Genomic DNA, 26,622 nt, shown 5'->3' on the forward strand with positions numbered 1-26,622 from the left:
GCAGGGCAGGCATTCGGATGGATCGCGTTCAGCGCGGTCAGTTCCCGGCTCCCGCTGTGCCGCCCCCGCCGCCGCCGCCCCCGCCGCCGCCTACTCAGGTGCAGTGCAACACGGGTCCGTATATCGTCTTCTTCAACTGGGATGAATCGACGATCACGCCGGAAGCGGCTTCGATCCTGGACAATGCGGCAACGGCTTATCGTAACTGCGGTAATGCCTCGGTCATGCTGGCAGGTTACACCGACCGCTCGGGCACCGTCGCTTACAACCTCGGCCTGGCTGAGCGTCGTAATGCTTCGGTCCGTGCTTACCTCACCGGTCGCGGTCTCCCGACCAGCAGCATCAACAGCGAAGCTTTTGGTGAAGCCAATCCCCGTGTCCCGACCGCCGATGGCGTTCGCGAACTGCAGAACCGTCGCGTGGAAATCACGTACGGTCCGGGTTCGGGCATGTAATTTTCGCCACACGCGAAAAGATACTGGAAAGGGGCCGGAGAAATCCGGCCCCTTTTGCGTTGGTCAAGTAGTTTCAGGCAAAACAGGAAAGATCATGACCCCTTATTTAGCAACGAGCTTGACTGCTGCGTCCCTGATGCTGGCGGGCTGTTCTACAATGGACGCAATGGGCGAGCAGACGCTCGCAACCGCAAACCTCATGCGCGCGGACGGCGTGCAAGTGGGTACCGCACAAGTGCTGGAGCGCGGCAACACCCTGTCTGTTGCGGTTACCACTACGGCCGCTCCTTCGGGCGTGCACGGGTTCCATCTGCACACGACCGGACAATGTACGGCACCGGACTTTACCTCAGCCGGTGGGCACCTCAACCCTACGGATCAGGAGCATGGAACCTTGAACCCTGCCGGTGCGCATTTTGGGGATCTGCCCAACCTGCGAGTGGAGCCTTCCGGTCGCGGTTCGCTGACGGCGGATCTCAGCGGAACCCATCAGCAGGTCATGGAATGGCTCTTCGACAGCGACGGCACGGCAGTAATGATTCACAGCGGGCCGGATGATTACCGCACCGAGCCCGCAGGAGCCGCTGGATCACGGATTGCATGCGGCGTTCTTATGCGGTCGTGATGCTCTCTTCCCCGGCGTCCTGTGCAATACGGACCATGTTTGCACTTGCCGCCGGGACCAATCTGATGGCCGCGACAAGCAATACGAAACCGATGGGGGCTGCCCATAGGGTAGCGAGCACTCCCTTGCCAAGATCGTCGCCATTCATCGCCGACACGTAGCCGGCCGTGAACGGACCGAGCGCGAGACCCACCAAAGTGGTGGCCAGGAAGAATGTGGCGGTGGCAATACCGCGCATTCTTGGCAGAACGAGTGCCTGGCTGGTCGCGGCTGCGGCCCCCAGCGCCGATGCGGATAACATCTGTGCCATGAACGCAAGTATGTAGAACAGCGTCAGATTGCCGGTGTTGTACATGAAATAGGCCACGGGCACGGGTGTGAGCAGGCCGAACATGATGACGAAGACCCGCCCGGCCGCATAGCGTTCGAACAGATAATCGGCGACTCTGCCGCCCAGGATCACTCCCAGGAAACCCGCTACAGCAGCAGGAGCGCCGATGGCGAGACCCAATTCGGTTTTTGGGACCAGGAAAACCCGTTCGGCGTAAGGCGCAGTCCAATAGGACATCGTGTAGGCGGTGAACGCCACCATCCCATATCCCAGAATCGTGCAAAGAAATGCCGGCGACGCCCATGTCAGCCGAAAAGTTGGCAGATCACGTGAATGCAGCGCCACGACCCAGCTGAAGATAGCATAATAGCCAACGCCGAGGAAAACCCACTGGTCACGAACGCCGGTGAGTATGATGAGGGCCCAGGCAACAAGAGCTATGACGATCGCCCCGGCGATGTTGATTGCGAGAGCACCCATTCCGCGCAATCCGGCGCCGATCAGGGTGAATGGCGGGATGATCTGCAGCAATTCGGCAAAGAAGCCACGAAACGGGTGCGGATCGTGCCTGGTCGGCATTCCATCTATTGCTCCGCGGACAGGTTCGCGCAGGGTCAGCACCCAAAGCGCCAGCAGCAATCCCGGCAGGCCCACAGCGATGAAGGCAACCTGCCAGCCGGCTAGGTCGAATGGCCCACCTTTGGGATAGGCCGAGTTCCATTCCTCGACGATCAACCCGCCGATGAGCAGCGAAATGCCGCCGCCGATATAGAGGCCAGATGAATAGATGGCGAGGGCCGTGGCCCGCAGGCGCGCCGGAAACCAGTCGGAAATCAGCGAATAGGCAGAGGGGCTTGCCGTTGCCTCGCCGATTCCGACCCCTGCGCGCGCGAAGGTCAGCACGGCGCCATTCTTGGCGAAGCCCGACAATGCCGTCATTGTCGACCAGAGCGCCAGGCCGATGCTCATCAGTCGCACCCGCTTCCAGCTATCCGCCAATTTGCCGAGCGGAATGCCGAAAAGAGCATAGAAGACCGCAAAGGCCGTGCCGTATAGGAACCCGAGATAGTCGTCTTCTACCCCCAGGTCGGCCTTGATGTCGTTTGCCAGAATCGACAGGATCTGCCGATCGACGAAGTTAAGGACGTAGATCAGCACCAATACGCTGAGGGCGTACCAGCTATAGCCCGCTACCGGTTGATTCGCGTCCACCCTGACCGGTGGAGCCTGCTCTGCGTTCAACCGATCTCTCCTGAAACGATTTTTCGCCAGCCTATTCCCCGGCATAAGCAGTATTGTCGATCAATCCTGCTTCGGTAAAGCCCTTTCGCCGCAGGCGGCAGCTGTCGCAGGTGCCGCAGGCCAGGCCTTGGGTTGTCGGATCGTAGCACGACCAGCTCCAGGCAGGATCCAGCGACAGGCGCGCCGTTTCACGCGCGATGTCCGCCTTGCTCATATGCTGTAATGGAGCATGAACATTGATCCCGCTGCCTTCTACGCCGGCCTTGGTGGCCAGACGCGCGGTTTCTTCGAAAGAAGCTATGAAATCTGGGCGGCAGTCGGGATATCCGGAATAATCGAGAGCATTTACGCCAATGAAGATGTCCGACGATCCGCTCGCCTCCGCAAACGCGGTGGTGAGCGCAAGAAACACCAGATTACGCGCCGGTACATAAGTGACCGGTATCCCTTCGGACAGGCCCGCTTTCGGCACAGCGATGTCAGCGGTCAGGGCCGATCCGCCGAAAGGACGCATATCGAGCGAGGTGACGACGTGGCGCGCCACGCCCAGCTTTGTCGCGATCTTTTCCGCCGCTGCAATCTCGCAGGCGTGGCGCTGCCCATAATTTACCGTGAGGGCATGGACCTTGAAACCCTGCTCGGCAGCAATTGCCGCAGAAACCATGGAATCCAGTCCGCCCGAAAGCAGCACGACGGCGATGCTGTCCTGTATCGATTTCATGTGTCCTGCGCTAGGGCGTAGGCCTGCAGCCTTCAACGAGTTTTTCCCGATTCGCGGCTGCTAGCGGCAAGCCCCTGTCCGGCGCGCTTCCGCTGAAAGCTCGAACGGCATACCGCCGGAAATCCCCTGACTGTCGATCTGCACGAGACGTGCGGTTTCCCTGCGGATGCTGGTTCGGCCATAGCCATTTCCCTGGCAGGTGTACTGCACAGTCACTTGCTTCGAACCATTCTCGACCACGAACCGGTTGCAGTCGTTTGCGGCGTGCTTCAGCTTGATCAGTTCCTGCCCGTTCCTCACGCAGATGTTCTTCGGGCCGCTACCACTACGATAACGCAGTTGCCAAACCCCGCGATCGACATTGTTCAACATATGCAGTTCGGGCGCCTGGGCGATCGCCGGGTAGCCGGCCACGGCGAGGGGCACGGCAAGCAGGGCTGCCGACAGGTGCAACTTTCCGAGTGAGCGAAAATGCTCCGGCCATTTCTGGATCATCATTCTACTTCCAACCGAGACAGGGAGGTTGCGTTCGGATGAGAGACGCAACTGCAGCGCAGAGGCGTCTCATAGAATCTCGAACGTCTTTGAACAGAACGCACAATCGACCATTATTTTCCCATCATCGTCCCTCATCTCGTCCTGTTCTGCGGGCGCGAAACGAGAGATGATCGATCGGTAGTGATCGACCGAGCAACGGCAGCCTCGCACGAGCTTCGCGCCGGACTGGATCCTCACCTGGTCTTCTTCATGAAACAGCCGCCAGACGAGAGCCTCCAGAGAAAGATCCGCATCCGCCAGTTCGTCATGACGAATGCTGCTCGCCAGGATCGCGACATGATCCCATTCGGGATGATCGAGGCGCACGTGCAATCGCTCCCTGCCCTCTTCTCCATCGGCAAGATGCTGCACCAGAAGGCCGCCGGCGATGCAGCCGTTCGGACCTTTCTGCACGGCGACCCGAATCAGCGTCGGCACCTGCTCCGATTGCACGAAGTAGGATTCGCATGCCTCACCCAGCGTCTCGCCTTCGAGTGGCACGATTCCCTGATATCTGCCTTTTCCACCCGTCCGATCAAAGGTCAAAGCCAGATAGCCTTCACCAAACAGCGCCCTGAGCGACGGATTTGCCCCAAGCTCATTCAGCCGATCCGCGTCAAAATCGACATATCCGCGCAATTCGCCGCCCTTGTAGTCGCAGGCGAGCAGCCGGATCACGCCACCCTGCGTTTGCGCCTGCATCGTCATCTGACTGCCTTCTTCCTTTACCAGGCTGCCGATCAGTGCAGACAGGACCAGCGCCTCCGCCAGGCAGTGGGTGATTGCCGGCGGATAGTCATGGGCAGCGAGGATCGCGTCTATCGACTTGTCAAGCCTTGCAACGCGGCCGCGTACATTCCGCGATGCGATGGTAAACCCCATCACCTGGTCGGCATAGGTTTCCTCGGAACTGCGGGAGACAAGGGAGCTGCTTTGTGTCATTCGCCCCCATATGGGAAGCGGGCGGCCGATTCAAAGACCTGCCAGACGCTGCAAGACAGACGCCCCAGACCGCAACTTGCAGGTCAGAGTTTGCCGAAGCACCACAGCAGGATCGATTTCTGCGCATGGACGCGATTCTCAGCCTCGTCAAACACGAGCGATCGTGATCCTTCGAAAACCGATTCGCTGACTTCTTCGCCCACATGGGCCGGCAGGCAGTGCAGGAACACCGCACCCGGTTTCGCTTTCGCCAGCAGGCCATCGTTCACCTGGTACGGAGCCATGGCAGCCAGCTTCGGCGCGGCATGATCCTGCCCCATGGAAACCCAGGTATCGGTCACGATCACATCGGCAGAGTCAGCTGCTTCTGCCGGGTCACGGGTGATCGTCACCCGAGCACCGTTGCTGCGCGCCTGCGCCAGAAAGGCGGCATCGGGATCATACCCTTGCGGGACGGCTATGCGCACATTGAACTTCAACAAACCGGCTGCTTCGAGAATAGAATTCAGCACGTTGTTCCCATCGCCGAACCAGGCGAGTTCTAGCCCCTCAAGCGTCTTGCCATTTTCCGCCAGGGTCAGCAGATCGGCGACGATCTGACAGGGATGCGACCGGTCCGTCAAACCGTTGATGATCGGCACTGTCGCATGATGGGCCAGTTCCTCGATCTTGGCATGATCGTCGGTGCGGATCATGATGGCGTCGACCATGCGGCTCAGCACGCGAGCCGTGTCGGCGACGCTTTCGCCGCGCCCGATCTGCGTCGACCCGGCTTCCATGATGAGTGCACTGCCCCCCAGCTGGCGCATGGCAACGTCGAAACTGACGCGGGTACGTGTGGAGTTCTTCTCGAAGATCATCGCCAGAAGGTAGCCATCCAGCGGCGCATCGGCATCGCGCGCACCTTTTCGCAATCCCTCTCGCGCCGCTTTGCGTGTCAGGGCATCGTCGATCATCGCATTCAGCGCATCCGGCCCGGCGGCAGACAGAGCGAGAAAATGCCGGACATTCATCAGACAGCGTCCGGCACGATGTAATCGTCGGCTCCGGCGGAAAGTTTGCCGAAGAACTCCTCTATCTCCGCCTCACCCACTACCAGGGGGGGAAGCAGCCGCAGCGTGTTGTCGCCCGCCGCCACCGTAAGAAGCTGGTGATTGTCGCGCAGGTGAACGAAGAAGGGGCGGCTTTCGACCTTCATCTTGAGACCCAGCATGAGGCCTGCGCCGCGCACCGATTCGAATAGATGCGGATAATTGCCGATGAACTGCTCGAGCCCGCTGCGTATCCGATCGCCCTTCTCCCGCACGCTTGCGAGAAATTCCTCGTTTGCAACCGCGTCGATGACGGCGCTGCCGGCGGCCATCGCCAGCGGATTGCCGCCATAGGTCGATCCATGCGTGCCGAAGGTCATCCCGCGCGCGGCTTTTTCCGTGGCGAGACAGGCACCGAGCGGGAACCCGCCGCCGATGCCCTTGGCGGTAGCCATGATGTCCGGTGTAATGCCATACAGTTCATGTGCATAAAGTCTGCCGGTGCGGGCAACGCCGCATTGCACTTCGTCCAGAACCAGCATCAAATCATGCTTGTCGGCCAAAGCCCGCAATCCGGCCAGGAATTCCTGGCTGGCGGGACGGATACCCCCTTCTCCCTGGATCGGTTCGACGAGAAAGCCTGCGGTGTTCGGCCCCATCAACGCCTTCGCCGATTCCAGATCGTTCCATTCCGCATAGCGAAAGCCGGGAAGCAGCGGCTGAAAGCCCTTGTGCATCTTTTCCTGATTCGATGCGCTGATCGTCGCCATCGTGCGGCCGTGGAACGCATTCGCAAAGGTGATCAGTTCCGTCCGTTTCTCGTCACCCCCCGACTGGTGATAGGCACGAGCGGTCTTGATGGCGGTCTCGACCGCTTCAGCGCCCGAGTTCGTGAAGAACACCGTATCCGCGAAAGTCTTGTCAACCAGTTGCTGCGCCAGCCGTTCACCCTGCGGGCTGCCATACAGATTGGACACATGCATCAGCGTTTCCGCCTGACGCTGGATGGCACCGATCAGGCCCGGATGCGAATGGCCGAGCAGATTGACCGCGATACCGCTGGCAAAATCCAGATAGCGGGTGCCGTCCTCATCGATCAGATGACAGTTTTCCCCACGCACCGGTCGCACGTCGCAACGAGGATAGACGGGCATCAGCGGAGTGATCGACATGCGGCATGATCCTTTGGGTTAACAGTATTTTCGTGCGCGACCGCGGCAAGTGAGGGCGATCGGCACAGATTGCCGCCTGAAACGGCAAATGGCGGCGCCCGTCAAGGAAGCCGCCATTTGCAGAACATCGTCAGCGGCCAAAGCCTGGCGGGAGGACTGGACGGCAACCGCCCGAATCCTCCCTCGTCGTCAGTTCTGGATTGGGACCAGATTGACCGCGGAATGCTTGCCGCGGCGGTCGACTTCGAGATCGAATTCGAACTTGTCGCCTTCATTGATCTCGCGCAGACCCGAACGCTCGACCGCGCTGATATGCACGAAAGCGTCAGGCTGGCCATCGTCACGAACGATGAAGCCGAATCCCTTCATGGCGTTGAAGAACTTGACCGTGCCGGTTGCCTTCTCGCCAGTCAGTTCCCGCTGCGGGGCACCGCGCTCCGCCCGGTCGCCGCCTGCGCCGCCCGAAACGGGGATCACGTCGCCAACGACCTGCAAATCCTGAGCCGAAATCTTGCCGCCCCGATCAACGAGGTTGAATTCGAGTTCCTGCCCTTCGGCAAGGCCTTCGAGACCGGCACGTTCGACAGCGCTGATGTGCACGAAGACATCTTCGCCGCCGCCTTCCTGTGCAACGAAGCCGAAGCCCTTCTGCGAATTGAAGAACTTCACGGTTCCCTTACCGGTCCCGACGACCTGTGCGGGCATGCGGTTGAAGCCGCCGCCGCCCCCAGCGGGACGTCCGCCGCCAGCGCCGCCGCCGAAGCCGCCACCGCGATTTCCGCCACCGCCGAAACGGTCACCGCCACCACCGAAACGATCGCCGCCACCGCCGAAGCGATCGCCGCCGCCGCCGAAGCGATCGCCACCTCCGCCGAACCGGTCGCCGCCGCCACCGAAATTGTCTCCGCCGCCACCGAAGGGGTCGAAGCTGTCTTCCCCGAATCCGTCGCGCTTGTCCCTGCCGCGGCCACGGCGGCCTTTATCGTAACCCATAGTCCAGAACGTACCTTCGTCTCGCCGCCCTCTTCCCCGAACCGGCTGCGTGGACGGACCGCGCCGGAGCTGGCGAAACACGATTAGGTTCGTATCCCCGCCTCTGAAACCATTACCATAGCCCACAATAGCCGGTCATGCGAATTATTTAAGTCATGCATCCCTGCTGAACTGTAATTGTGACATTTTGGCATGGTGGCAGCACCACGCACTTGCGTGATGATGCGGGACTGGGCAGGAGCGGCAGCATGGACATTGTCGCTCTTCTGTCGGACCCGGCCGCCTGGGCCGCCCTGCTGACCCTGATCGTGCTGGAAGTGGTACTGGGCATCGACAATCTGATCTTTATCGCGATCCTGTCGAACAAATTGCCCGCGCATCAGCAGGAAAAGGCCCGCCGTATCGGCCTGCTCCTTGCCCTCGTCATGCGAATCGGAATGCTGATGCTGATCGGCTGGCTGGTCACATTGCAGACGCCGCTGTTCGACCTCGGCATCGAGGGAACGCCCAACGAATATGGCGCGCCGACATTTGAAACCGCCTTTTCCGGACGCGATCTCATCCTGCTGGTCGGCGGATTGTTCCTGCTCTGGAAGGCGACCAAGGAAATCCATCATTCGATGGAGCCGGAAGACAAATCGGGCGACCTGCTGGACAAGACTGCGGGAGCAGCGGAGATCACCTTCACAGCAGCCATCGCACAGATCATCGCCATCGATATGGTCTTCTCCATCGATTCGATCCTCACCGCGGTCGGCATGACCGACGAGATACCCATCATGGTCACGGCCGTGGTCATTACGGTCGGCATCATGCTGGTGGCCGCCAATCCGCTGTCGCGCTTCATCGACCGGAACCCCACGCTGGTGATGCTGGCCCTGGCCTTCCTGGTCATGATCGGCCTGGTGCTGATTGCGGATGGCTTCGGCTTCCACGTTCCGAAAGGCTATATATACGCTGCGATGGGCTTTTCGGTCGGGGTCGAATTGCTCAACATGGTCCAGCGTGACCGGCGTGCGAAAGAGCGCGCAGCGGCCGCAGACGAAGCGGGTGAGGTATCTGCGACATGAGCGATTTCCGGACATTGTCGGAGCGGGTTCTTGCAAGTCCGCAGATTGATTGCGACGCCGTTGCCGAAGCAGTCGAGCGCGGCGTGACGCTGATTGTCAACAATCGTCCCGACGGGGAAGAACCCGGGCAGCCGACCGGCGCGAGCATAGCCGAAGCCGCCCGAGCCGCCGGCATCGATTATTGCGCGATACCCATTGGTCAGGCCGGCTTCGGAGCCGAGGCTGTCGAAAGGATGGCGGCGGCGCTGAACGAGGCGGAAGGCAAGGTTCTGGCCTATTGCCGGAGCGGGACGCGTTCGACCCTGCTATGGGCGCTCGCCCGCGCGGCGGAAGGCGATGACCCTGCCGCCATCGCGCAAAGCGCGGCAGAGGCGGGCTACGACGTCGCGCCGGTCCGCTCCGCCATGGAAACGCTCGCCGCCCGCAGCACCGACTAATCCGTCACTCGCGGTAATCGAGGGGTGGATCGCGGTCGCCAAGCAGCGATCTGTACTCGTAACCCTCGCCCCGCGCTGCTTCGAATTCCGCTTTCGCCGCTGCGCGCAATTGCGGATTGGTGAACAGTTCGACCGCTGCCAAGGCCAGTGTCTTGGCGGCGACCTGCGCGCCCTTGAAGCCGATGGACGAACCGCTGGCTGCCGCCGATTGCCAGCTATGCGCGCTGGTCCCCGGCACCCAGGTGGCGGTCCTGAGGCCCACGGTCGGCGCGGCGTAGGACACATCCCCCACATCGGTCGAACCGTAGCCCAGCGATTTCGAATAGGGTTCAATACGCTGTGCCTGTTCCAGCGGCTGCGCCGCATCGCCCAGGCTGACCGCCAGGCGTTCGGCAAAGGCGCGTTCTTCCGGCGTATAGGTCACCCCGCCCACCTGCCGCAGCTTGTCGTCCATCATCCGCGCCAGTGCCTCGTTCACCAGCAGCGGATTGTTGCCGTGGATGATCTCCCAATCGACCTCGACACCGGTGCCCATCGCCGCACCCCGCGCCGCCTGTTCCAGACGGCTCCAGATCGCTTCGACGCCGGCGGGATCGGGATGGCGCACGTAATAGAATACCTCGGCGAAATCGGGCACGACATTGGGTGCGTTCCCGCCTTCGGTGATGACGTAATGGATGCGCGAATCCTGCGGCACATGTTCGCGCATCATGTTCGCCATCATGTTGAAGGCTTCCACGCCGTCCAGCGCGGAACGCCCGCGGTCGGGCGCGCCGGCGGCATGAGCGGACTGGCCCCGGAACCGGAACTTGGCGCTGCGATTGGCCAGGGTCGTGCGCGCGGCGGCGCTGTTCCGGTCGTCGGCATGCCAGTGCAGCGCCACGTCCACATCGTCGAACAGGCCTTCGCGCACCATGTAGACCTTGCCCGATCCGCCTTCCTCTGCCGGGGCGCCGTACAGGCGCACACGGCCCGGCGTTCCCGTCGCCTCCAGCCATCGACGCACGGCGATCGCCGCCGTCAGCGACCCTGCGCCGAACAGATTGTGGCCGCAGGCGTGGGCGGCATGGCGCCCTGCGACTTCGGTGCGGACCGGATCGTCCGACTGGCTGAGACCGGGCAGGGCATCGAATTCGGCGAGAATGGCGATGACCGGGCCGCCGCTGCCATATTCCGCGACGAAAGCGGTCGGGATGCCTGCCACGCCCTTGCGGATGGAGAAGCCTTCCTCGGCCAACTGGCTCTGCAACAAGGCGCTGGAGCGTTCTTCCTGATAGCCGACCTCGGCGAACTCCCAGATGTCGCGCGCGACCTGCGCGGTGCGATTCGCCTGCGCCTCGACCGCGGCAATGGGATCGAAAGCGGCAGTCGGCGTCTGCGCATTCGCCGAACCGGCGGCGAGCGCGAGCGCAGGCAGGAGCGCAGTGAAGGACGAAGTTGTTCGGATGGCTGTTTTCATGGCATTTCCCCCTCGATGCGCGTTAATATGCCCAGCCCGGCATGAAACGCCAGTGGGAGAGGGAAGGAAAGCCGCGCGATGCCCGACCAGCTTCTGCAATTTGGTGGATCGCTGTTGTCCGTGGTGCTGCTCGTCTGGCTCGTTCGCAGGCTGGATCTTGGCCGCGACCGCGCTATTCGGGATGCGGACGATGCCCGCCGCCTGGCACAGGAGGCCGACCATTCCTTTCAGCCTGTCGACACCGCGCTGGACAGGACCGGCCACGCGGCTCTCCTTGCCGACGATGACGGCAGGATCATGCTGCTACGAACTCACGGAACGCACCATGCCGCGCGCGTGCTTGCCGCCGGGGCCGCTGCCGAAAGGCGGGACGGGTTGCTCACCGTCGATCCGGCGGACAGGCGGTTCGGCAAGGTCGCGCTGGATCTTGGCGAGGACGCCGCATCATGGGAACGCCGGATCGGCGGAGCGGACTGATCACCATGCCCGATTTCTCCCCTGTCGATTATGCCGTACCCGCCTTCGTTCTGCTCGTGCTTATTGAGATGATCTGGGCGCGTCGGCAGGCCCGTCATGCTTACGAATCGCGCGATATGGCGGTCAGCCTCGCCTTTGGCCTCGGCAGCACGGTGGCGGGCGCGCTGACGGGCAGTCTGGTCCTTGCCCTGCTGTTCCTGGCCTATGATGTCCGCCTGATGACGATCGGCTGGGACTGGTGGGTCTGGCCGCTGTGCTTCGTGCTGGACGATCTCGCCTATTATTGCTTTCACCGAAGCGCGCACCGCATCCGCTGGTTCTGGGCCAGTCATGTGAACCATCATTCCAGCCAGCATTACAATCTGTCGACGGCGCTCAGGCAAAGCTGGACCGGCTTTATCGCGATGAGCTTCGTCTTCCGCCTGCCGCTGGCGCTGGCGGGGTTCCATCCGGCCATGATAATCTTCTGCGGCGGGCTGAACCTGATCTACCAGTTCTGGATCCATACCGAAGCCATCGACAGGCTGCCACGCTGGTTCGAGGCGGTGATGAACACCCCCAGCCACCACCGCGTCCACCATGCGACCAACCCCGTCTATCTCGACCGGAACTTCGCCGGCACCTTCATCATCTGGGACCGGATGTTCGGCACTTTCGAACGGGAGGACGATGCGGAGCGACCGCGTTACGGCATCGTCACGCAACTGGGCAGCTTCAACCTGATCTGGGCCGTGCTGCATGAATGGATCGGCATGGCGCGCGATGTTTACGCGGCGCCCTGGCGCCACAAACTATCCTATCTGTGGCGCGAACCCGGCTGGAGCCACGACGGTTCGCGCAAGAGCAGCGCGGTCATCCGCGAGGAATGGCTCGCCCGGCAAAAGCAGCCGCAACCCCCGGATGAACCCTGCGACTGCTCGCTGTCAGCACAATCCGGGCTGCCTACGATGCAGAAGGCGATTGCAGCGCGCCCGCCACCACCCTAACCTCACCCGCAAAGGCCGGGACAACCAGCCAGCATCACAGAGTGGGGCGGGAGAGAGACATGGACGAATTCGACATCGTGGTCGTGGGCGGCGGCAGCGCCGGTAGTGCGGCGGCTGGCCGGCTGGCGGAGGACGGCACGCGGAAGGTCTGCCTGCTCGAAGCGGGCGGACGCAACAACGACATGCTGGTCAAGACGCCGGGCTTCATGCCTTTCCTGCGCGGCAGCCAGAACTATCGCTACGATACCGTGCCGCAGAAGGGGCTGAACGGGCGCATCGGGTATCAGCCGCGCGGCAAGGGACTCGGCGGGTCGAGCGCGATCAACGCCATGATCTACATTCGCGGCAATAAATGGGATTACGACAATTGGGCGGCGCTGGGCTGCACCGGCTGGGCCTATGACGATGTGCTGCCCTGGTTCCGCCGCAGCGAACATAATGAGCGCGGCTCCAGTCGCTACCACGGCGGCGATGGCCCGCTTTACGTATCCGATCAGCATTGGCCCAACCCCGGCAGCCGCGAATTCATCGACAGCGCCGCCGCCCTGCAATTGCCGGTCACCGATGATTTCAACGATGGCGATCAGGCGGGCTTCGGCCTGTTCCAGGTCACGCAGAAGGATGGCGAACGCTGGTCCGCCAGCCGCGCCTATGTCGAACCGCTTCGCAAACAGCGCAGTCTCGACGTGCGGATCGGCGTAACGGTCGAGAAGCTCGAGATCACGGACGGGCGGGTCACCGGCGTAACCTATCGCGCCGGCAATCGCCGCCGCACCGTCACCGCGCGCGGCGGCGTGATCCTGAGTGCGGGCACGTTCAATTCGCCGCAATTGCTGATGCTGTCGGGCATCGGCCCGGCGGATCACCTGCGGGATCATGGCATCCTTGTGGTGGCCGACCGTCCGGCAGTGGGGAGCGATCTGCAGGACCATATCGATTACGTGTCGAGCTGGGAGACGGAGAGCCGCTCCTTCATCGGCAATTCGCTGGAAGGCACGCTGAACATGGTGAAGGGGATGATCGAGCACCGCCGCAAGAGGACCGGGGTGATGACCACGCCCTATGCCGAGGCCGGCGGGTTCTGGACGGTGCAGCCGGACGCGCCCGCGCCCGACGTGCAGTGGCATTTCGTTCCCGCCATGCTGGATGACCACGGCCGCACCGGCGTAAAGGGGCACGGTTTTTCCCTCCATGCCTGCGTGTTGCGGCCGGAAAGCCGCGGCACCGTGCGGCTCGCCTCCACCGATGCGGCCGACGCCCCGCTGATCGATCCCAATTTCCTCGACGATGACCGCGACATGGCGGTGCTGCGCGCCGGCGTGCGCCTGTCACACCGGATCGTCGATGCTCCGCCGCTTGCCCGGCACGAACCGCGCGACCGGCATCCGGTGAATCTGAGCAATGACGACGAACTGGACGACCTGATCCGCAGCCGGGCCGATACCGTCTATCACCCGGTCGGCACCTGCCGCATGGGTGCCGACAGTGACAGCGTCGTCGATCCGCTGTTGAAGGCGCGCGGAATCGACGGTTTGTGGGTGGCCGATGCCAGCATCATGCCCCGCCTCGTCAGCGGCAACACCAATGCCCCCAGCATCATGATCGGTGAACGCTGCGCCGATTTCGTCAAGGCTGCACTGAACGCGTAGTTACCGGCGCATGAAAAAGGGCCGGAGCGGCAAGCCCTGGCCCGTCAAGGCGTTGTTCGCGGGAGGAACAGCATCGACAGGGGCGGAGGGAGAGCTTCCGGCCCTGTAAATTCAGGGATCAATTATAGGCGCGCTCGCCATGTTCGCCGATGTCGAGGCCTTCGCGTTCGACATCCTCGGTGACGCGCAGCCCGATGGTGGCTTTCACGATCAGGGCCGTGATGATGGTGCCGATCGCCGCCCAGACAATCGCAACGGCCACCGCCCAGATCTGGATACCGACCTGTTCGAGCAGAGCGACCGACCCGTCACCCGGCCCGCCGAAATGCGGCTGGTAGACGATGCCGGTACCGATTGCGCCGACGATTCCGGCGATGCCGTGGATGCCGAATACGTCCAGCGAATCGTCATAGCCCAGGCGCGCTTTCAGCTTCGCCACCACGAAATAGGCGATCACCGATGCGACGATGCCAAGCACGATCGCCCCGAACGGACCACTGTTGCCGGCCGCCGGAGTGACCGCCACCAAACCCGCAATCACGCCGGAACAGAAGCCCAGCGCGCTGCCCTTGTGTCCGGCGAAACGCTCCATCAGCATCCACGTCAGCGCGCCTGCCGCCGTGGCGACGAAAGTGTTGATCATGGCGAGGCCGGCAATGCCGTCGGCCTCCAGTTCGGACCCTGCGTTGAAGCCGAACCAGCCGACCCACAGCAGGCCCGTGCCGACCATCGTCAGCGTCAGGCTGTGCGGCGGCATGGGTTCGGTCGGATAGCCGCGCCGTTTGCCCAGGAAAATGGCGAGGATCAGCGCGGATACGCCGGCGTTGATATGCACCACGGTGCCGCCTGCAAAATCGAGCGCGCCATCGGCAAACAGCAGGCCTCCTTCGGCCCAGACCATGTGAGCGATGGGAAGATAGACGATGGTCAGCCAGATCGCGGTGAACAGCATCAGGGCCGAGAATTTCAGCCGCTCCACCGTCGCACCTGCCACCAGCGCAGCGGTGATTGCAGCAAAGGTCATCTGGAAGCTGATGAAGACATATTCGCTGATAACCGCGTCGCTGAAGGTCGCAGCCGTGGAGTCCGGCGTCACGCCCGACAGGAACGGATTGCCCCAGCTGAAGAACGCATTTCCGTCCGGCCCGAACGCGGTGGAATAGCCCCACATGACCCAGATCAGCATCGCCAGCGTCGCCGCGCCGCCCACCTGCGTCATCGTCGACAGCATGTTTTTCGACCGTGTCAGCCCGCCATAGAACAGGGCAAGGCCCGGCAGGATCATCAGCAGGACGAGGATCGTCGCGGTCATCATCCAGGCATTGTTGCCCGAATCGGCGACGGCCACGACGATGTCGGCCGCAGGCGGCACCAGCGGGTCGGTCGTCGCACCCGCAATGGGGCTGCCGACCGCGTTGTCGGGCAGCGTTTGTGCGCCAGCCCGGGCTGCGAAGGTGAATGGGAGGCAGGAAACCACGGCAGCCGCCACCCACCTGCCGCGCGATGCCGTGAACCCGGAGACGGTGCCTGTCGAAAGGGCGGATTTCATAGCGCGGTTTCCCTTTTTTCGCCGGTGCGTATGCGGGTCGCGGCGCTCAGCGGCCGAACGAAGATCTTGCCGTCGCCAATGCTGCCCGTGCTGCCCACCTGCTCGATCGTTTCGACGATCTGCGGCGTCAGCGCCGCACTCGCCGCAATTTCCAGCTTTAAATTGGGCAGCATGTTCATGGTGTATTCCGCACCGCCATAGATTTCCGTCTGCCCTTTCGGGTCTCCGAACCCCTTGACCTCCGTCACGGTCATGACGGCCACTCCGACGACGCCCAGCGCCTCGCGCACTTCGTCCAGCTTGAACGGTTTGATGATGGCGATGATGTAGTTCATCGGTCCCCCTCTTTTCTGGCCGGGCAAACCGGCAGAGGGTATCACTGCAATGACTGTGCCAGATTGCGCTGATAGGGAAGGCGATGCATCATTGCAGAAGATTCATGCTGCTGCCGCGAAAGAAAGCTGCCCAAGCGCTGTGCTGCTGCCTAGTTTTTAGGCATCTCCAGATGCGCCCAGACCGGCAGATGGTCCGAGGCGACGGCAGCCAGTGCGCTGTGATGCACGCCCTTGTCCCTGCAGTGCCAGCCTGCGCTCGCCACGATGCGGTCCAGCGTCGCAATCGGCTGGCGGCTGGGGAAGCTGCGCCCGCAATCCACCGCATGCCAGTCGTCGCCAAATTCCTTCATGGCCCCGCGCCTGGTGCCCCACTGGTTGAAATCGCCCATGATGACGGCAGGCAGATCGCCTTCGCAGCCGATCAGTTGATCCATGATGGAACGCACCTGGTCGCGGCGCCTCAGGCCCGATAGATCGAGATGCGTGCCGACGACGCGCAAGGAGCTGCCCCCCACCGTGATGTCGCAGCAGATCGCGCCTCTCGGCTCCAGCGTCGGCAGTTCGAGAGCGCGTGCTGCACCTAGCTCGAAATCGCGCCGCACCAGCAGGGCATTGCCGTGCCAGCCGATGCTGCGGTGACGCCGCGCGACGGATGCCGCGCGCCATTTCGTATCGTCCAGTGCGGCGCGGGGAAGGACGCTGGCCCTGTCGCCCAGGCGCAGATCGGCTTCCTGCAACGCGATCACATCGGCATCGATCTCGCGCAGGACGGCGATGATGCGTTCGGGGTCGCGGCGGCGGTCGGTGCCCACGGCCTTGTGGATGTTGTAGCTGGCGAATTTGATCATCACGTCACCAGGCTTAACGGCGTTTACCGTGTTTCGGTCCCCGGCGGCGAAGTCCCGGCAATAAATCGATCGGTCTGGCGGATCGGCAGGCCGTCGATACTGGTGGCCGGGCCTGCTTCCTGACCGGCCCATTCGGCGGGGTCCTGCCTTGCATGAAATTTCAGCAGCGTGGTGCGCTCCTTCTCAAGCGTCATGACCGGAACGCCCCAGCCGCAACTCGTCTGGACGCTCTCCACCTTGATATCGAATATCTGCCGCGTGCCGGGCAGCAGCGTAAAATGCACCGCCAGCGCGTCCCATGCATCGTCCTGCGGCAGGACGGGAGTGCCCGTGCCGTAAATTCGCAGGATCAACGCGGGCTGCTGGAAATTGCAGAACATGATGGTGATGCGCCCGTCGGCCAGCAGGTGGGCGTTGGTTTCGTTCCCCGATCCGCCGAGATCGAGATAGGCGACTCGGCCCGGCGCCAGGATGCGGAACGTGTCATATCCCTTGGGGGACAGGTTGATGCGACCGGATTTTGCGGCGGTCGCGGTGAAGAAGACCGGCTGGCCTGCGATCATCGCGATGTGGTCTGCGGTCAGGCGTTCGGTGAAATCGGCCATGGAGCGATGCTACGCGGTGCGACGCCGCTTGTCATCGCTTCTTCAACGTTCCTTGGTACTGCCGAATTTCAGATCCTTATGCTTTTCCGCCTGATAACCCACGTCCCACTCGGATTTCGCCATGAAGACCAGATCGCCATCCCTGTCCTTGGCGAGGTTGGCCCGGTTGAAATTCTCGAAATCGCGCAAGGGTTCTTCCGGGCCGGTGACCCAGCGTGCGGTGGCAAAGGGAGCAGGCTCCAGAACGGCTTCCACCTTGTATTCGGCGGACAGGCGGGAGATCAGCACCTCGAGCTGCAATTGCCCCACGACGCCGACGATCCACTGGCCGCCGATCTCCGGGTAGAACACCTGGATCACGCCTTCTTCCGAAAGATCGTCCAGCGCTTTCCGCAATTGCTTGGTCTTGGTGGGATCTTTCAGAACCACGCGGCGCAGGATTTCCGGCGCGAAATTGGGCAGTCCGGTAAAGCGGATGCCGTTCTTTTCCGATAGGGTATCGCCCACGCGCAGGGTGCCGTGATTGGGAATGCCGATGATGTCGCCCGCTTCGGCCGTATCGGCAATCTCGCGGTCCTGCGCAAAGAACAGGATGGGGGAATGGATGGCGATCGGCTTGCCGAGGCCCGAGGGAGTCAGCTTCATCCCGCGTTTGAATGTGCCGGAAACCTGCCGCATGAAAGCGATGCGGTCGCGGTGATTGGGGTCCATATTGGCCTGCACCTTGAAGATGAAGCCGGTGACCTCGTCCCGTTCGGGGGTGACATTTTCCTCACCCGCAGGCTGCGCGCGCGGCGGGGGCGCGAATTGAGAGATCGCCTCGATCAAATCGGTCACGCCGAAATTCTTCAGCGCCGATCCGAAATAGACGGGAGTAAGATCGCCATTGCGATAGGCGTCCACGTCGAATTCGGGATAGCCGACCTGCGCCAGTTCGGCTTCCTCCGCCCATTGTTCCGGCAAGGCGGCATCGGCATCGCGCCTGCCCAGAAATTCGCGGCTCGGTCCCTCGGGGCGGGCAATGGCGCCGGTCGCGAAATCGAGAATGCCTTCGAACTGGCCGCCCATTCCGACCGGCCAGTTCTGCGGGCTGACATCCAGCGCCAGCATGTCGGCCACCTCGTCCATCAGTTCAAAGCCGGGCCGCCCTTCGCGGTCCACCTTGTTGATGAAGGTGATGATCGGCACCGAGCGCAACCGGCAGACCTCGAACAATTTACGCGTCTGCGGCTCGATACCCTTCGCGGCATCGATCACCATGATCGCCGAATCTACCGCCGTCAGCGTGCGATAGGTATCCTCGGAGAAATCCTCGTGCCCCGGCGTGTCGAGCAGGTTGAAGATGACGGAATTGCCGCCGGCATCCTTCCGTTCGAAGGTCATGACCGAACTGGTGACGGAAATGCCGCGCTGCTGTTCGATCTTCATCCAGTCAGACCGGGCGCGCCTTGCCTGGCCCCGTGCCTTGACCTCGCCCGCAAGATGGATGGCACCGCCGGTCAGCAGCAGCTTTTCCGTCAGCGTGGTCTTGCCCGCGTCGGGATGGGAGATAATGGCAAAGGTGCGGCGCGACGCGTTGCCGGAGGCAGCGGGCGAGTGGGACGTGTTATCGGACATGGTGGCGGGCGATTACTATGCGCCCGCCCATGCGTCCAGCGTCAGCGACGATGCCGACCTGAGTCCGCCCACCTCTAGCCGCGCAACCGGGCACCGATCTTCTCCGCTGCCTTCACCACGCGGTCCGAAGTGGCCTTGATCTCGGCATCGGTAAAGCTTTTCGCTCCCGGTTGCAGGGTGATCTCCACTGCCAGCGACTTTTGTCCTTCCGGCACGCCTTGCCCGGTAAACTGATCGAAGATGCGCGCATTCACGATCGCCGCCTTGTCGGCCCCGCGTACAGCGCGCAGCAGATCGCGCGCAGCGACATTTTCCGGCAGGAGGAACGCGAAATCGCGACTGATCGCCTGCAGGGCCGGAGGTTCGAAAACACTTCGCGCGAAAGTCGCCGCACCCTTGCGGGCAGGTATGGCATCGAGGAAAATCTCCGCCGCCGCGGCCGGGCCGTTCAAGTCGAACTGCCCGAGCAGCGCGGGGTGAAGCGCACCGAAGCGCGCCAGGACATTCCTGGGGCCGAGCCGCAGGGTGGCGGACTGGCCGGGGTGGAACTGAGCGCCCGCATCGCCCATCACCATCAATTTGTCGACGGGCGCCCCCGCTTCGGCCAGCAGTTCCATCGCCGCTGCCTTGGCGTCGAAAGCATCGAATGGCTGCGCCCTGCCCGCCGCCCAGTCGCGCGAGGATTTCTCGCCCGCAAGCACCACGCCCAGGGCCTGGCGTTCATCGCTCGATCCGTCCGCAGCGCGGAAGTAGCGCCGGCCCAGTTCGAAGAGCCGCGTTCCCGCAGCGCCGCGATCGGCATTCCGCTTCGCCGCAGCGATCAGGCCGGGCAACAGTGAGGGGCGCATGGCCTTCAGTTCCTCGCTGATGGGATTGTCGAGTACCCAGAGCGCCTGACCGTCTTCGGCAAACAGCGCCGCCTGTTCTTCGGGCAGGAAGGACCACGTAATGGCCTCGTGCAGCCCCCTTGCAGCGGCGGCGCGGCGGAGGCGGCGCTCCATCTTCTGCTGCGGAGTCGCGACCGGCCTGGCCACACCCTCTGCACGAGGCAGCGCGACGCTTCCCACCCGGTCGATCCCGTGGATGCGAACCACTTCCTCGACCAGATCGGCTGGTCCTTCGACATCGTGGCGGCGCGGCGGAACGGTGACGGTCCAGCCGGCATCGCCGCGTGTCACACCGAAATCGAGGCTCTGCAAAATGCGGGCCTGCTCATCGGCAGCCACGGTCACGCCGCCCAGCCGCCGGGTCAGATCGGGGTCGAATGCCAGCTGCATCGGCGTTGCCGGAGCCTCGCCTGCCCGCGTCACCTGCGAGGGCACCCCGCCGCAGCTGTCCACGATCAATCCGGTGAGCAGCGCCATCCCCTCGTCCAGAAAGGCAGGGTCGACGCCCCGCTCGAAGCGGGTGCGCGCATCCGAGGTGAGGCCAAGTCGCCGCCCCGTTCGCCCGATCGTCTCGGGATCGAAATAAGCAATTTCCAGCAGGAGATCACTCGTATCCGCCGTGACGCCCGACTCCTCGCCGCCCATGATGCCGGCGATGTCGTGAACGGTCCGCTGATCGGCGATGACGGTCATGGATTTGTCGAGCGTATAGGTCTTCTCGTTCAGCGCCTCGACCGTCTCGCCCTCGTCTGCGCGGCGGGCGACCATCGGGCCGGACAGCTTCGCCAGATCATAGGCGTGAGCCGGACGCCCGTAAGCGAGCATCAGGTAATTGGTGATGTCCACGACGGCGGAAATCGGGCGCTGGCCGGCCGAAAGCAGGCGCTGCTGCATCCATTCGGGCGAGGAACCGTTGCTGACGCCCCTGATCGTCCGCCCGTAGAAGGCGGGGCAGCCTTCCGTATCGGCAATCTCGATCCCGATGGCGCATTCGCCGCTGGCTGTCACTTCGGGCACGGCAAGGGGCTTCAACCGCCCCAGCCCAGCTGCCGCCAAATCGCGGGCGATGCCATATACGCCCATGCAATCGGGACGGTTGGGCGTGATCGCCACGTCGAAAACGGGGCTCGCGCCGCGATAATCGGCAAAGCTGGTGCCGACCGGCGCATCCTGCGGCAATTCGATGATGCCGTCATGCTCGTCACCCAGTTCCAGTTCGCGCACCGAACACATCATGCCGTTCGATTCCACGCCGCGTATCGCGCTGCGGCGCAGTTCCATGCCGTTTGCCGGCACCACGGCGCCAGGCAGGCCCAGCACGCCCTTCATGCCCGCACGCGCGTTAGGTGCGCCGCAGACCACCGTCAGCGGATCGCCGGAACCGGCATCTACCGTCAGCACCTGCAACTTGTCCGCATCAGGGTGCGGGGCGGCGGTCAGGACTTCGGCCACGCGGAAGCCGGAAAGCCTTTCGGACGGATCCTCGATGCCTTCGACCTCGATGCCGATGGCGTTCAGCTTCGCCGCGATGGTGGGGGTGTCGGCGTCGGTTTCAAGGTGATCCTTCAGCCATTCGAGAGAAAATTTCATGCCCTTGCTCCCACGCCGCCGGAAAGGGTGGGCTGGTCGAAGGCGCTGAAGCCGTAATGATGCAGCCAGCGAGCATCCCCGTCGAAAAAGGCGCGCAGATCGTTCATCCCGTATTTCAGCATCGCCAGCCGGTCGACGCCGGTGCCGAAGGCGAAGCCCTGCCATTCCGCCGGGTCGAGGCCTGCAGCTTCCAGCACGCGCGCATTCACCATGCCGCTGCCGAGCACTTCCATCCAGCCGCTCGCGCCCCCGTTCACCCCGGCATCCCCGCCGTCAGGGTCAGGCGACCCGCCGACGACGCGGCGGCCGTTTTCCATGGTCCAGCCGATATCGACCTCGACGCTCGGTTCGGTAAAGGGGAAATAGGAGGGGCGCAGACGCAGGACGATGTCGTCGCGTTCGAAAAACGCCTTGAGAAAGGTTTCCAGCGTCCATTTCAGATGGCCGAGGTGAATGTCGCGGTCGATCACCAGCCCTTCGATCTGGTGGAACATGGGGGTGTGCGTCGCATCGCTGTCGCTGCGATAGACCCGCCCCGGCGCGATGATCCGCAGGGGCGGGCCTTCGGCCATCATCGTGCGGATCTGCACGGGCGAGGTATGCGTGCGCAGCACCATGCGGCGAGATTCGCCGTCGCCTGCCTCGAGCCGGTCGGGGAAATAGAACGTGTCGTGCATCGCCCGCGCCGGATGGCTTTCCGGCATGTTGAGCGCGGTGAAATTGTGCCAGTCGTCCTCGATCTCAGGGCCGGTCTTCACGGCGAAACCGAGGTCGGCGAAGATCTCCGCGAGTTCATCCATCACCTGCGATACCGGATGCACGCTGCCCTGCGGGGTTTCGGGCGCGGGCAGCGACAGATCCAGCCGCTCGCTGGCCAGCCGCACGTCCAGCGCCGCCTGTTCCAGCGCATCCTTTCGCGCGGCGACCGCCTCGGCCACATCGCCGCGAAGGCCGTTCAGCCGCGGCCCTTCGCTCTGCCGTTCCTCGGGGCTCATCTTGCCCAGCGTCTTCATCAGCAGCGAGATGCTGCCCTGCTTGCCAAGGAACGCAACGCGCAATTGGTCCAGCGCTTCAAGGCTGTCGGATGCGGCGATCTGCGCCATGGCGTCGGCGCGAAGCTGGTCGATATCGGCCATCGGGTCTTTCGTTCTGTCAGCGGTGGAGAGCTATGCGCGCTGTCTAGCACCGCCGCGACAAAGGGCAACATGGCGGATGGCAGCGATGCGGCCCGCTTCAGTCGACCCAATCTTCCCGCAGATGCTTCGCGGCAAGTGCCATCAACAGCGCGGCAAGCAGATAGAAGCCGAGCGCGCCGATCATCGAATAACGCAGCGCTTCCGCACCATACTCCGCCGTCATCGCATCGGAAACCGCGCCGAGGATCAGCGACCCGAAACCCAGGCCGATCAGATTGTTGATGAACAGGAAACTCGCCGAAGCCGTCGCCCGCATGGTCGCGGGCACCAGGTGCTGCACGGCCGACAGGACCGGCCCCAGCCAGACATAGGCCAGCGCCTGAGGCACCAGGAACAGCGCGAGGGCAAGGGGAACCGACGTGGTCATCAGGCCCGCAGCAAACAGCGGTACGGCCAGCACGAAGGCGATGGCGGGCACGCGCGCATAGGCTGCCCTGTCGCGCCCACCCATCCGGTCGCCCAGCCATCCGCCAGCCAGCACGCCCGCGCTGCCGCCGATCAGCAGCACGGCGCCGATGAATTGCGACGTCTCGATCAGCGTCAGCCCGAAACTGCGCTGCATCAGGCTGGGCAGCCAGAAGGCGAGACCATACCCGCAGATGGAACTGAACGATGCTCCGAAGGCGAGGAGCCAGAAACTGGCTTTACGCGATACGATCCCGAACACCGTTCCAAAGGCGGGGCGCGCCGGATCGGTGGCAGCATCGCCGAACCCGCCGCGCGGCGCGTCTTTCACGATCATCTTGAAGGGAATTGCGATCAGCACACCAGCGAGGCCGACAGCGATGAAGGCCGTCCGCCATTCCACCGCCGTGGCGATATAGCCGCCGAACAAGACGCCCGCCGCCGATCCGAGCGGGATACCGAGCGAATAGATCGACAGCGCCCGTGCCCGCTGGCTTTGCGGGAAATAATCCGCAATCATGGCATAACTTGGCGCGACCCCGCCCGCTTCGCCGACGCCGACACCGAGGCGGAACAGGAACATCTGCCAGAAATTGCCGGCGATGCCGCACAGGGCCGTGAACCCGCTCCAGACCGCGAGCGACAGGGTAATGACCCAGCTTCGGCTGGTCCGGTCGGCGAGCAGGGACAGCGGAATCGCGAGGGTCGAATAGAGGAACGCAAAGGCAATCCCGCCCAGCGCGCCGAGTTCGGTATCGCTGAGGCCGAGATCCGCCTTGATCGGCACCGCCAGGATGGAGAGGATCTGCCGGTCGAGAAAATTGAAGATATAGACGAGCAGCAGCATCGCCAGGACGCCAGCGCGGCGGCCGGACGATGGAAGGGCGGCACTGGCCATAGCAAATTTCCTTGAAGCAGGGGCCGCATCCACTCGGCGCGGCCCCTTTATCTGTCGGTTCAGAACTTGATGCCCGCAGTCACAAACACCTGGCGCGGACTGCCGTAATAGGCGGTCAGGATGCCCTCTGCTCCCAAAGTCGAGGTATAGGGGCTGCCCGTGCGCGGATTGGGAATGAATTCACCCGTGTCGGGGTTCTGCGCCAGGAAGCTGTAGCCCGATACGATGTATTCCTTGTCGAACAGATTGCGCCCATGCAGGCCCAGCGTGAACTGATCGCCCGGCGCGTGCCAGACGATATTGGCATTGACCAGCGCATAGCCCGGCTGGTCGAGCAGCGGATTGCGTAGTTCGAACTGCTGCGTGCTGCTGCGGTACGATACCGTGGCGCTGGTATCGACATAGCCTTCGCCCACCGGCAGCGACACCAGCGCCGTGCCGCTGGTGGTCCATTCCGGCGTGTTCTGGAAGGCGCGGTCGTCGGCAACGTCGATGCCCCGTGCATCGATGAACTGCAGATATTCGGCGTCGAGATAGCCTGCTGATCCGGACAGGCTGAACCGGCTCGATGGTCCCGCGAAATTCCGCGCGACCACGGCGTTCGCTTCCAGTTCGATGCCCTGGATGCGCGCCTCGCCCGCATTGGTGGTGATGCCGGCGAAGGTCTGCTGCCCATTCACCACCGTGCCGACCGAACCCGGAATCTGCACGTCGGTATAGTCCGACCGGAACGCTGCCAGTGCCACATTCACCCGGTCGGCGAACAGCGATGCCTTGTAGCCCACCTCGTAGGAATCGACGGTTTCCGGCTCGAAGGTGAAGAACTGGAAGATATCGTCGTAATCCCCCCCGGCCCCGCCGACGCCGTCACCATCGAGATCGGGCGCGGCGATGCCGACACCGCGCGGGTCGAAGCCGCCGCCCTTGAAGCCCTTGGAATAGCTTGCATAGAACAGCTGATCCTCGGTCGGTTCGTAGCTGAGCGATGCGCGCGGCGTGAACCGCTTGAAATCGCGGGTCCCTTCAAAGTCGGTCTGCTGCACGAACAAGGTGCCATTGCCGCCGAAGAAAGGCGACGCGCCGCCCAGATACAGGGCGCGGTTAACCTGCGATGTGCGTTCATCCCAGGTATAACGCGCACCAAGCGACAGGCTGAACTGCGAAGTGAAATCATAGGTTGCATCGGCGAAGATCGCGTAGGTTTCTGTATCCACATCGCCGGCTGTCAGGGCAGTGACGCCGCCCGGCAGGCGCACGTCAAACACCGTGCGCGCATTGGCGTTGAGGTAATAGGCGCCGATCAACCCGTTCAGCGCACCATATTCGAACAATGCCTGCACTTCCTGGCTGAACTGTTCATTGTTGTAGAAGGCGGGCACATCGACATCGACAGCGGGCAGCGCGTCGAAATCGATCGGCGTGCCGCTGTCGTCCTTGCGGAAGCCGGTAATGGAACGCAGCGTGACGAAGTCGCTCGCCTGCAATTCGGCAAACAGCGATCCGCCGTAGGCGACGACGTCCTGTTCGGGTTCCTGCAAGCCGCCGCGCGTATCGAAGACATCGTCCAGCGGCGGGATACCGCTGGCGAGGCCGGCTATCAGCCGGTGACCGCCCCGCGCATTGCTGTTGTCGTCGGTGTAATCGCCCGACAGCCGGACGAAGACGGGGCCGCGGTCATATTCGACCGTGCCGCGTATCGCGCGGATCTGCTTGTCGTAATTTTCCTCCCCCGTGGTAAGATTGGTGCCGAAGCCTTCGCGGGACAGGACCGCGCCGCCGCCACCGATGGCAAGGCCGCTGTCACCGATGGGCAGGGCGAAGCTGGCGGTAAGATCGGCCTGGTCATAGGTGCCGTAAGTCGCGCGCAGATTCAGCCGGGGCGTATCGCCAAGCCGCCGGCTGACATATTTGATCGCGCCGCCGATGGTGTTGCGCCCGTACAGCGTTCCCTGCGGCCCGCGCAGCACCTCGATCCGTTCGAGATCGTAGATTTCGAGCACGGCAGCCTGCGGGCGGTTGAGATAGACATCGTCCAGATAGATGCCGACCCCTGCCTCGAACCCGGCGACGGGGTCCTGCTGGCCGACACCGCGGATGAACGCGGTCAGGGTGGAGTTGGTACCGCGCGATGCTTCCAGCGTGACGCTCGGCGTCGTCTGCGCGATGTCGGTGATGTCGAGAGCGCCGGACTGCTCCAGCTGTTCGCCGGAAAAAGCGGTGATGGCGATCGGCACGTCCTGCAGCTGCTCCTCGCGGCGGCGGGCGGTCACGACGATAACGCTGCCGGCGTCGCTCGCGACACGGAGTTCAGGGTCTGCAACGGGGTCCGAGGATGCCGATACCACTTCGGTCAGATCGTCATCCGGCAGCACCTGCGCTGCGGCGGGCGTAGCCGAAAGAGCGCTGATACCCGCGCCGGTCAGCAGGACCGCGCGCCATTGTGCTGTCGAAAGTGCCATCGAAATTCCCCTCTGCGATATGATCGGGCGAATGTATTACGCCTCTGCAATTCGCTCATAATGAGAGTTGAACCATCTTTCAACTCCTGTTAGGCAGCAAGTCGTC

The 26,622-nt window shown here is 63.1% G+C and carries 24 protein-coding genes; 7 read left to right on the top strand and 17 right to left on the bottom strand.

Features of this window, described 5'->3' with window-relative positions:
• A partial coding sequence (locus HG250_RS00885; protein ID WP_170001917.1) for an OmpA family protein occupies nt 1-455 on the top strand: 455 nt, incomplete at its 5' end.
• Nucleotides 456-612: 157 nt separating this feature from the next.
• Entirely contained in the window at nt 613-1,080 is a 468-nt protein-coding gene (locus HG250_RS00890) for a superoxide dismutase family protein (RefSeq protein ID WP_240956831.1), read from the top strand.
• On the opposite strand, the gene HG250_RS00895 is transcribed toward HG250_RS00890, so the two are convergent.
• From HG250_RS00895 to HG250_RS13015, 7 genes are all read right to left on the bottom strand, one after another.
• Nucleotides 1,067-2,698 (bottom strand): MFS transporter, encoded by a 1,632-nt coding sequence (locus HG250_RS00895; RefSeq protein ID WP_170001919.1) that lies wholly within the window; start codon nt 2,696-2,698, stop codon nt 1,067-1,069. The genes HG250_RS00890 and HG250_RS00895 overlap by 14 nt on opposite strands.
• On the bottom strand, nt 2,685-3,374 hold the full coding sequence (queC, locus tag HG250_RS00900; protein WP_170001921.1) for a 7-cyano-7-deazaguanine synthase QueC: 690 nt from the start codon (nt 3,372-3,374) through the stop codon (nt 2,685-2,687). The genes HG250_RS00895 and queC overlap by 14 nt, the downstream gene beginning before the upstream one ends.
• 60 nt (nt 3,375-3,434) lie before the next feature.
• Nucleotides 3,435-3,872, bottom strand: a complete 438-nt coding sequence (locus HG250_RS00905) for a DUF3617 domain-containing protein (RefSeq protein ID WP_240956832.1) — start codon at nt 3,870-3,872, stop codon at nt 3,435-3,437.
• 66 nt (nt 3,873-3,938) lie between these two features.
• Nucleotides 3,939-4,853, bottom strand: coding sequence for an Hsp33 family molecular chaperone HslO (gene hslO / locus HG250_RS00910; protein ID WP_170001923.1), 915 nt, complete (start codon nt 4,851-4,853; stop codon nt 3,939-3,941).
• A gap of 83 nt (nt 4,854-4,936) precedes the next feature.
• Nucleotides 4,937-5,866: an ornithine carbamoyltransferase gene (argF, locus tag HG250_RS00915; protein WP_170001925.1), complete on the bottom strand. Its 930-nt coding sequence runs from the start codon at nt 5,864-5,866 to the stop codon at nt 4,937-4,939.
• The gene (locus HG250_RS00920; RefSeq protein WP_170001926.1) at nt 5,866-7,056 is read right to left on the bottom strand and encodes an aspartate aminotransferase family protein; all 1,191 of its coding nucleotides are present in this window, start codon (nt 7,054-7,056) and stop codon (nt 5,866-5,868) included. The genes argF and HG250_RS00920 overlap by 1 nt, the downstream gene beginning before the upstream one ends.
• Nucleotides 7,057-7,245: 189 nt before the next feature.
• Nucleotides 7,246-8,049 (bottom strand): cold-shock protein, encoded by an 804-nt coding sequence (locus tag HG250_RS13015; RefSeq protein ID WP_170001928.1) that lies wholly within the window; start codon nt 8,047-8,049, stop codon nt 7,246-7,248.
• A 248-nt stretch (nt 8,050-8,297) separates the two neighbouring features.
• Here HG250_RS13015 and HG250_RS00930 point away from each other — a divergent pair, with 248 nt between their 5' ends.
• Both HG250_RS00930 and HG250_RS00935 read left to right on the top strand, forming a co-directional pair.
• Nucleotides 8,298-9,119 carry a TerC family protein gene (locus HG250_RS00930; protein ID WP_170001930.1) on the top strand — a complete coding sequence of 274 codons (822 nt, stop codon included), beginning with the start codon at nt 8,298-8,300 and terminating at the stop codon, nt 9,117-9,119.
• Nucleotides 9,116-9,556: a protein tyrosine phosphatase family protein gene (locus HG250_RS00935; RefSeq protein ID WP_170001932.1), complete on the top strand. Its 441-nt coding sequence runs from the start codon at nt 9,116-9,118 to the stop codon at nt 9,554-9,556. The genes HG250_RS00930 and HG250_RS00935 overlap by 4 nt, the downstream gene beginning before the upstream one ends.
• Nucleotides 9,557-9,560: 4 nt before the next feature.
• Here the strand turns inward: HG250_RS00935 and HG250_RS00940 are convergent, their stop codons facing one another.
• Complete coding sequence (locus HG250_RS00940; RefSeq protein WP_170001934.1) at nt 9,561-11,015, bottom strand: amidohydrolase; 1,455 nt, start codon at nt 11,013-11,015, stop codon at nt 9,561-9,563.
• 78 nt (nt 11,016-11,093) lie between these two features.
• Between HG250_RS00940 and HG250_RS00945 the strand changes: the two genes are divergently transcribed.
• From HG250_RS00945 to HG250_RS00955, 3 genes are read left to right on the top strand one after another with little or no spacing between them, the layout of a single operon-like run.
• Nucleotides 11,094-11,492, top strand: a complete 399-nt coding sequence (locus HG250_RS00945; protein ID WP_170001936.1) for a hypothetical protein — start codon at nt 11,094-11,096, stop codon at nt 11,490-11,492.
• Nucleotides 11,493-11,497: 5 nt separating this feature from the next.
• A complete protein-coding gene (locus tag HG250_RS00950) occupies nt 11,498-12,478 on the top strand; it encodes a sterol desaturase family protein (protein WP_170002004.1) in 981 nt (326 codons plus the stop codon).
• Nucleotides 12,479-12,537: 59 nt separating this feature from the next.
• Entirely contained in the window at nt 12,538-14,127 is a 1,590-nt protein-coding gene (locus HG250_RS00955; protein ID WP_170001938.1) for a GMC family oxidoreductase, read from the top strand.
• A gap of 118 nt (nt 14,128-14,245) precedes the next feature.
• On the opposite strand, the gene HG250_RS00960 is transcribed toward HG250_RS00955, so the two are convergent.
• The 9 genes from HG250_RS00960 to HG250_RS01000 form a co-directional block, all read right to left on the bottom strand.
• The gene (locus tag HG250_RS00960) at nt 14,246-15,676 is read right to left on the bottom strand and encodes an ammonium transporter (protein ID WP_240956833.1); all 1,431 of its coding nucleotides are present in this window, start codon (nt 15,674-15,676) and stop codon (nt 14,246-14,248) included.
• Nucleotides 15,673-16,011, bottom strand: coding sequence for a P-II family nitrogen regulator (locus HG250_RS00965; protein ID WP_170001940.1), 339 nt, complete (start codon nt 16,009-16,011; stop codon nt 15,673-15,675). The genes HG250_RS00960 and HG250_RS00965 overlap by 4 nt, the downstream gene beginning before the upstream one ends.
• 149 nt (nt 16,012-16,160) lie before the next feature.
• Nucleotides 16,161-16,859, bottom strand: a complete 699-nt coding sequence (locus HG250_RS00970) for an endonuclease/exonuclease/phosphatase family protein (protein ID WP_170001942.1) — start codon at nt 16,857-16,859, stop codon at nt 16,161-16,163.
• Between the two features lie 23 nt (nt 16,860-16,882).
• Nucleotides 16,883-17,464, bottom strand: a complete 582-nt coding sequence (locus HG250_RS00975) for a pyridoxamine 5'-phosphate oxidase family protein (RefSeq protein WP_170001944.1) — start codon at nt 17,462-17,464, stop codon at nt 16,883-16,885.
• A gap of 42 nt (nt 17,465-17,506) precedes the next feature.
• Nucleotides 17,507-19,081 carry a peptide chain release factor 3 gene (locus HG250_RS00980; RefSeq protein ID WP_170001946.1) on the bottom strand — a complete coding sequence of 525 codons (1,575 nt, stop codon included), beginning with the start codon at nt 19,079-19,081 and terminating at the stop codon, nt 17,507-17,509.
• 74 nt (nt 19,082-19,155) lie between these two features.
• A complete protein-coding gene (pheT, locus tag HG250_RS00985; RefSeq protein WP_170001948.1) occupies nt 19,156-21,558 on the bottom strand; it encodes a phenylalanine--tRNA ligase subunit beta in 2,403 nt (800 codons plus the stop codon).
• Nucleotides 21,555-22,694, bottom strand: coding sequence for a phenylalanine--tRNA ligase subunit alpha (pheS, locus tag HG250_RS00990; RefSeq protein ID WP_170001951.1), 1,140 nt, complete (start codon nt 22,692-22,694; stop codon nt 21,555-21,557). Before pheS ends, pheT begins: the two co-directional genes overlap by 4 nt.
• Before the next feature lie 97 nt (nt 22,695-22,791).
• Nucleotides 22,792-24,057 carry a spinster family MFS transporter gene (locus HG250_RS00995; RefSeq protein WP_170001953.1) on the bottom strand — a complete coding sequence of 422 codons (1,266 nt, stop codon included), beginning with the start codon at nt 24,055-24,057 and terminating at the stop codon, nt 22,792-22,794.
• 59 nt (nt 24,058-24,116) lie between these two features.
• A complete protein-coding gene (locus HG250_RS01000) occupies nt 24,117-26,516 on the bottom strand; it encodes a TonB-dependent receptor (protein WP_170001955.1) in 2,400 nt (799 codons plus the stop codon).
• Nucleotides 26,517-26,622 lie beyond the last annotated feature (106 nt).

Origin of the sequence: Pseudopontixanthobacter vadosimaris (assembly GCF_012979275.1) — a bacterium.
Lineage (GTDB): Bacteria > Pseudomonadota > Alphaproteobacteria > Sphingomonadales > Sphingomonadaceae > Pseudopontixanthobacter > Pseudopontixanthobacter vadosimaris.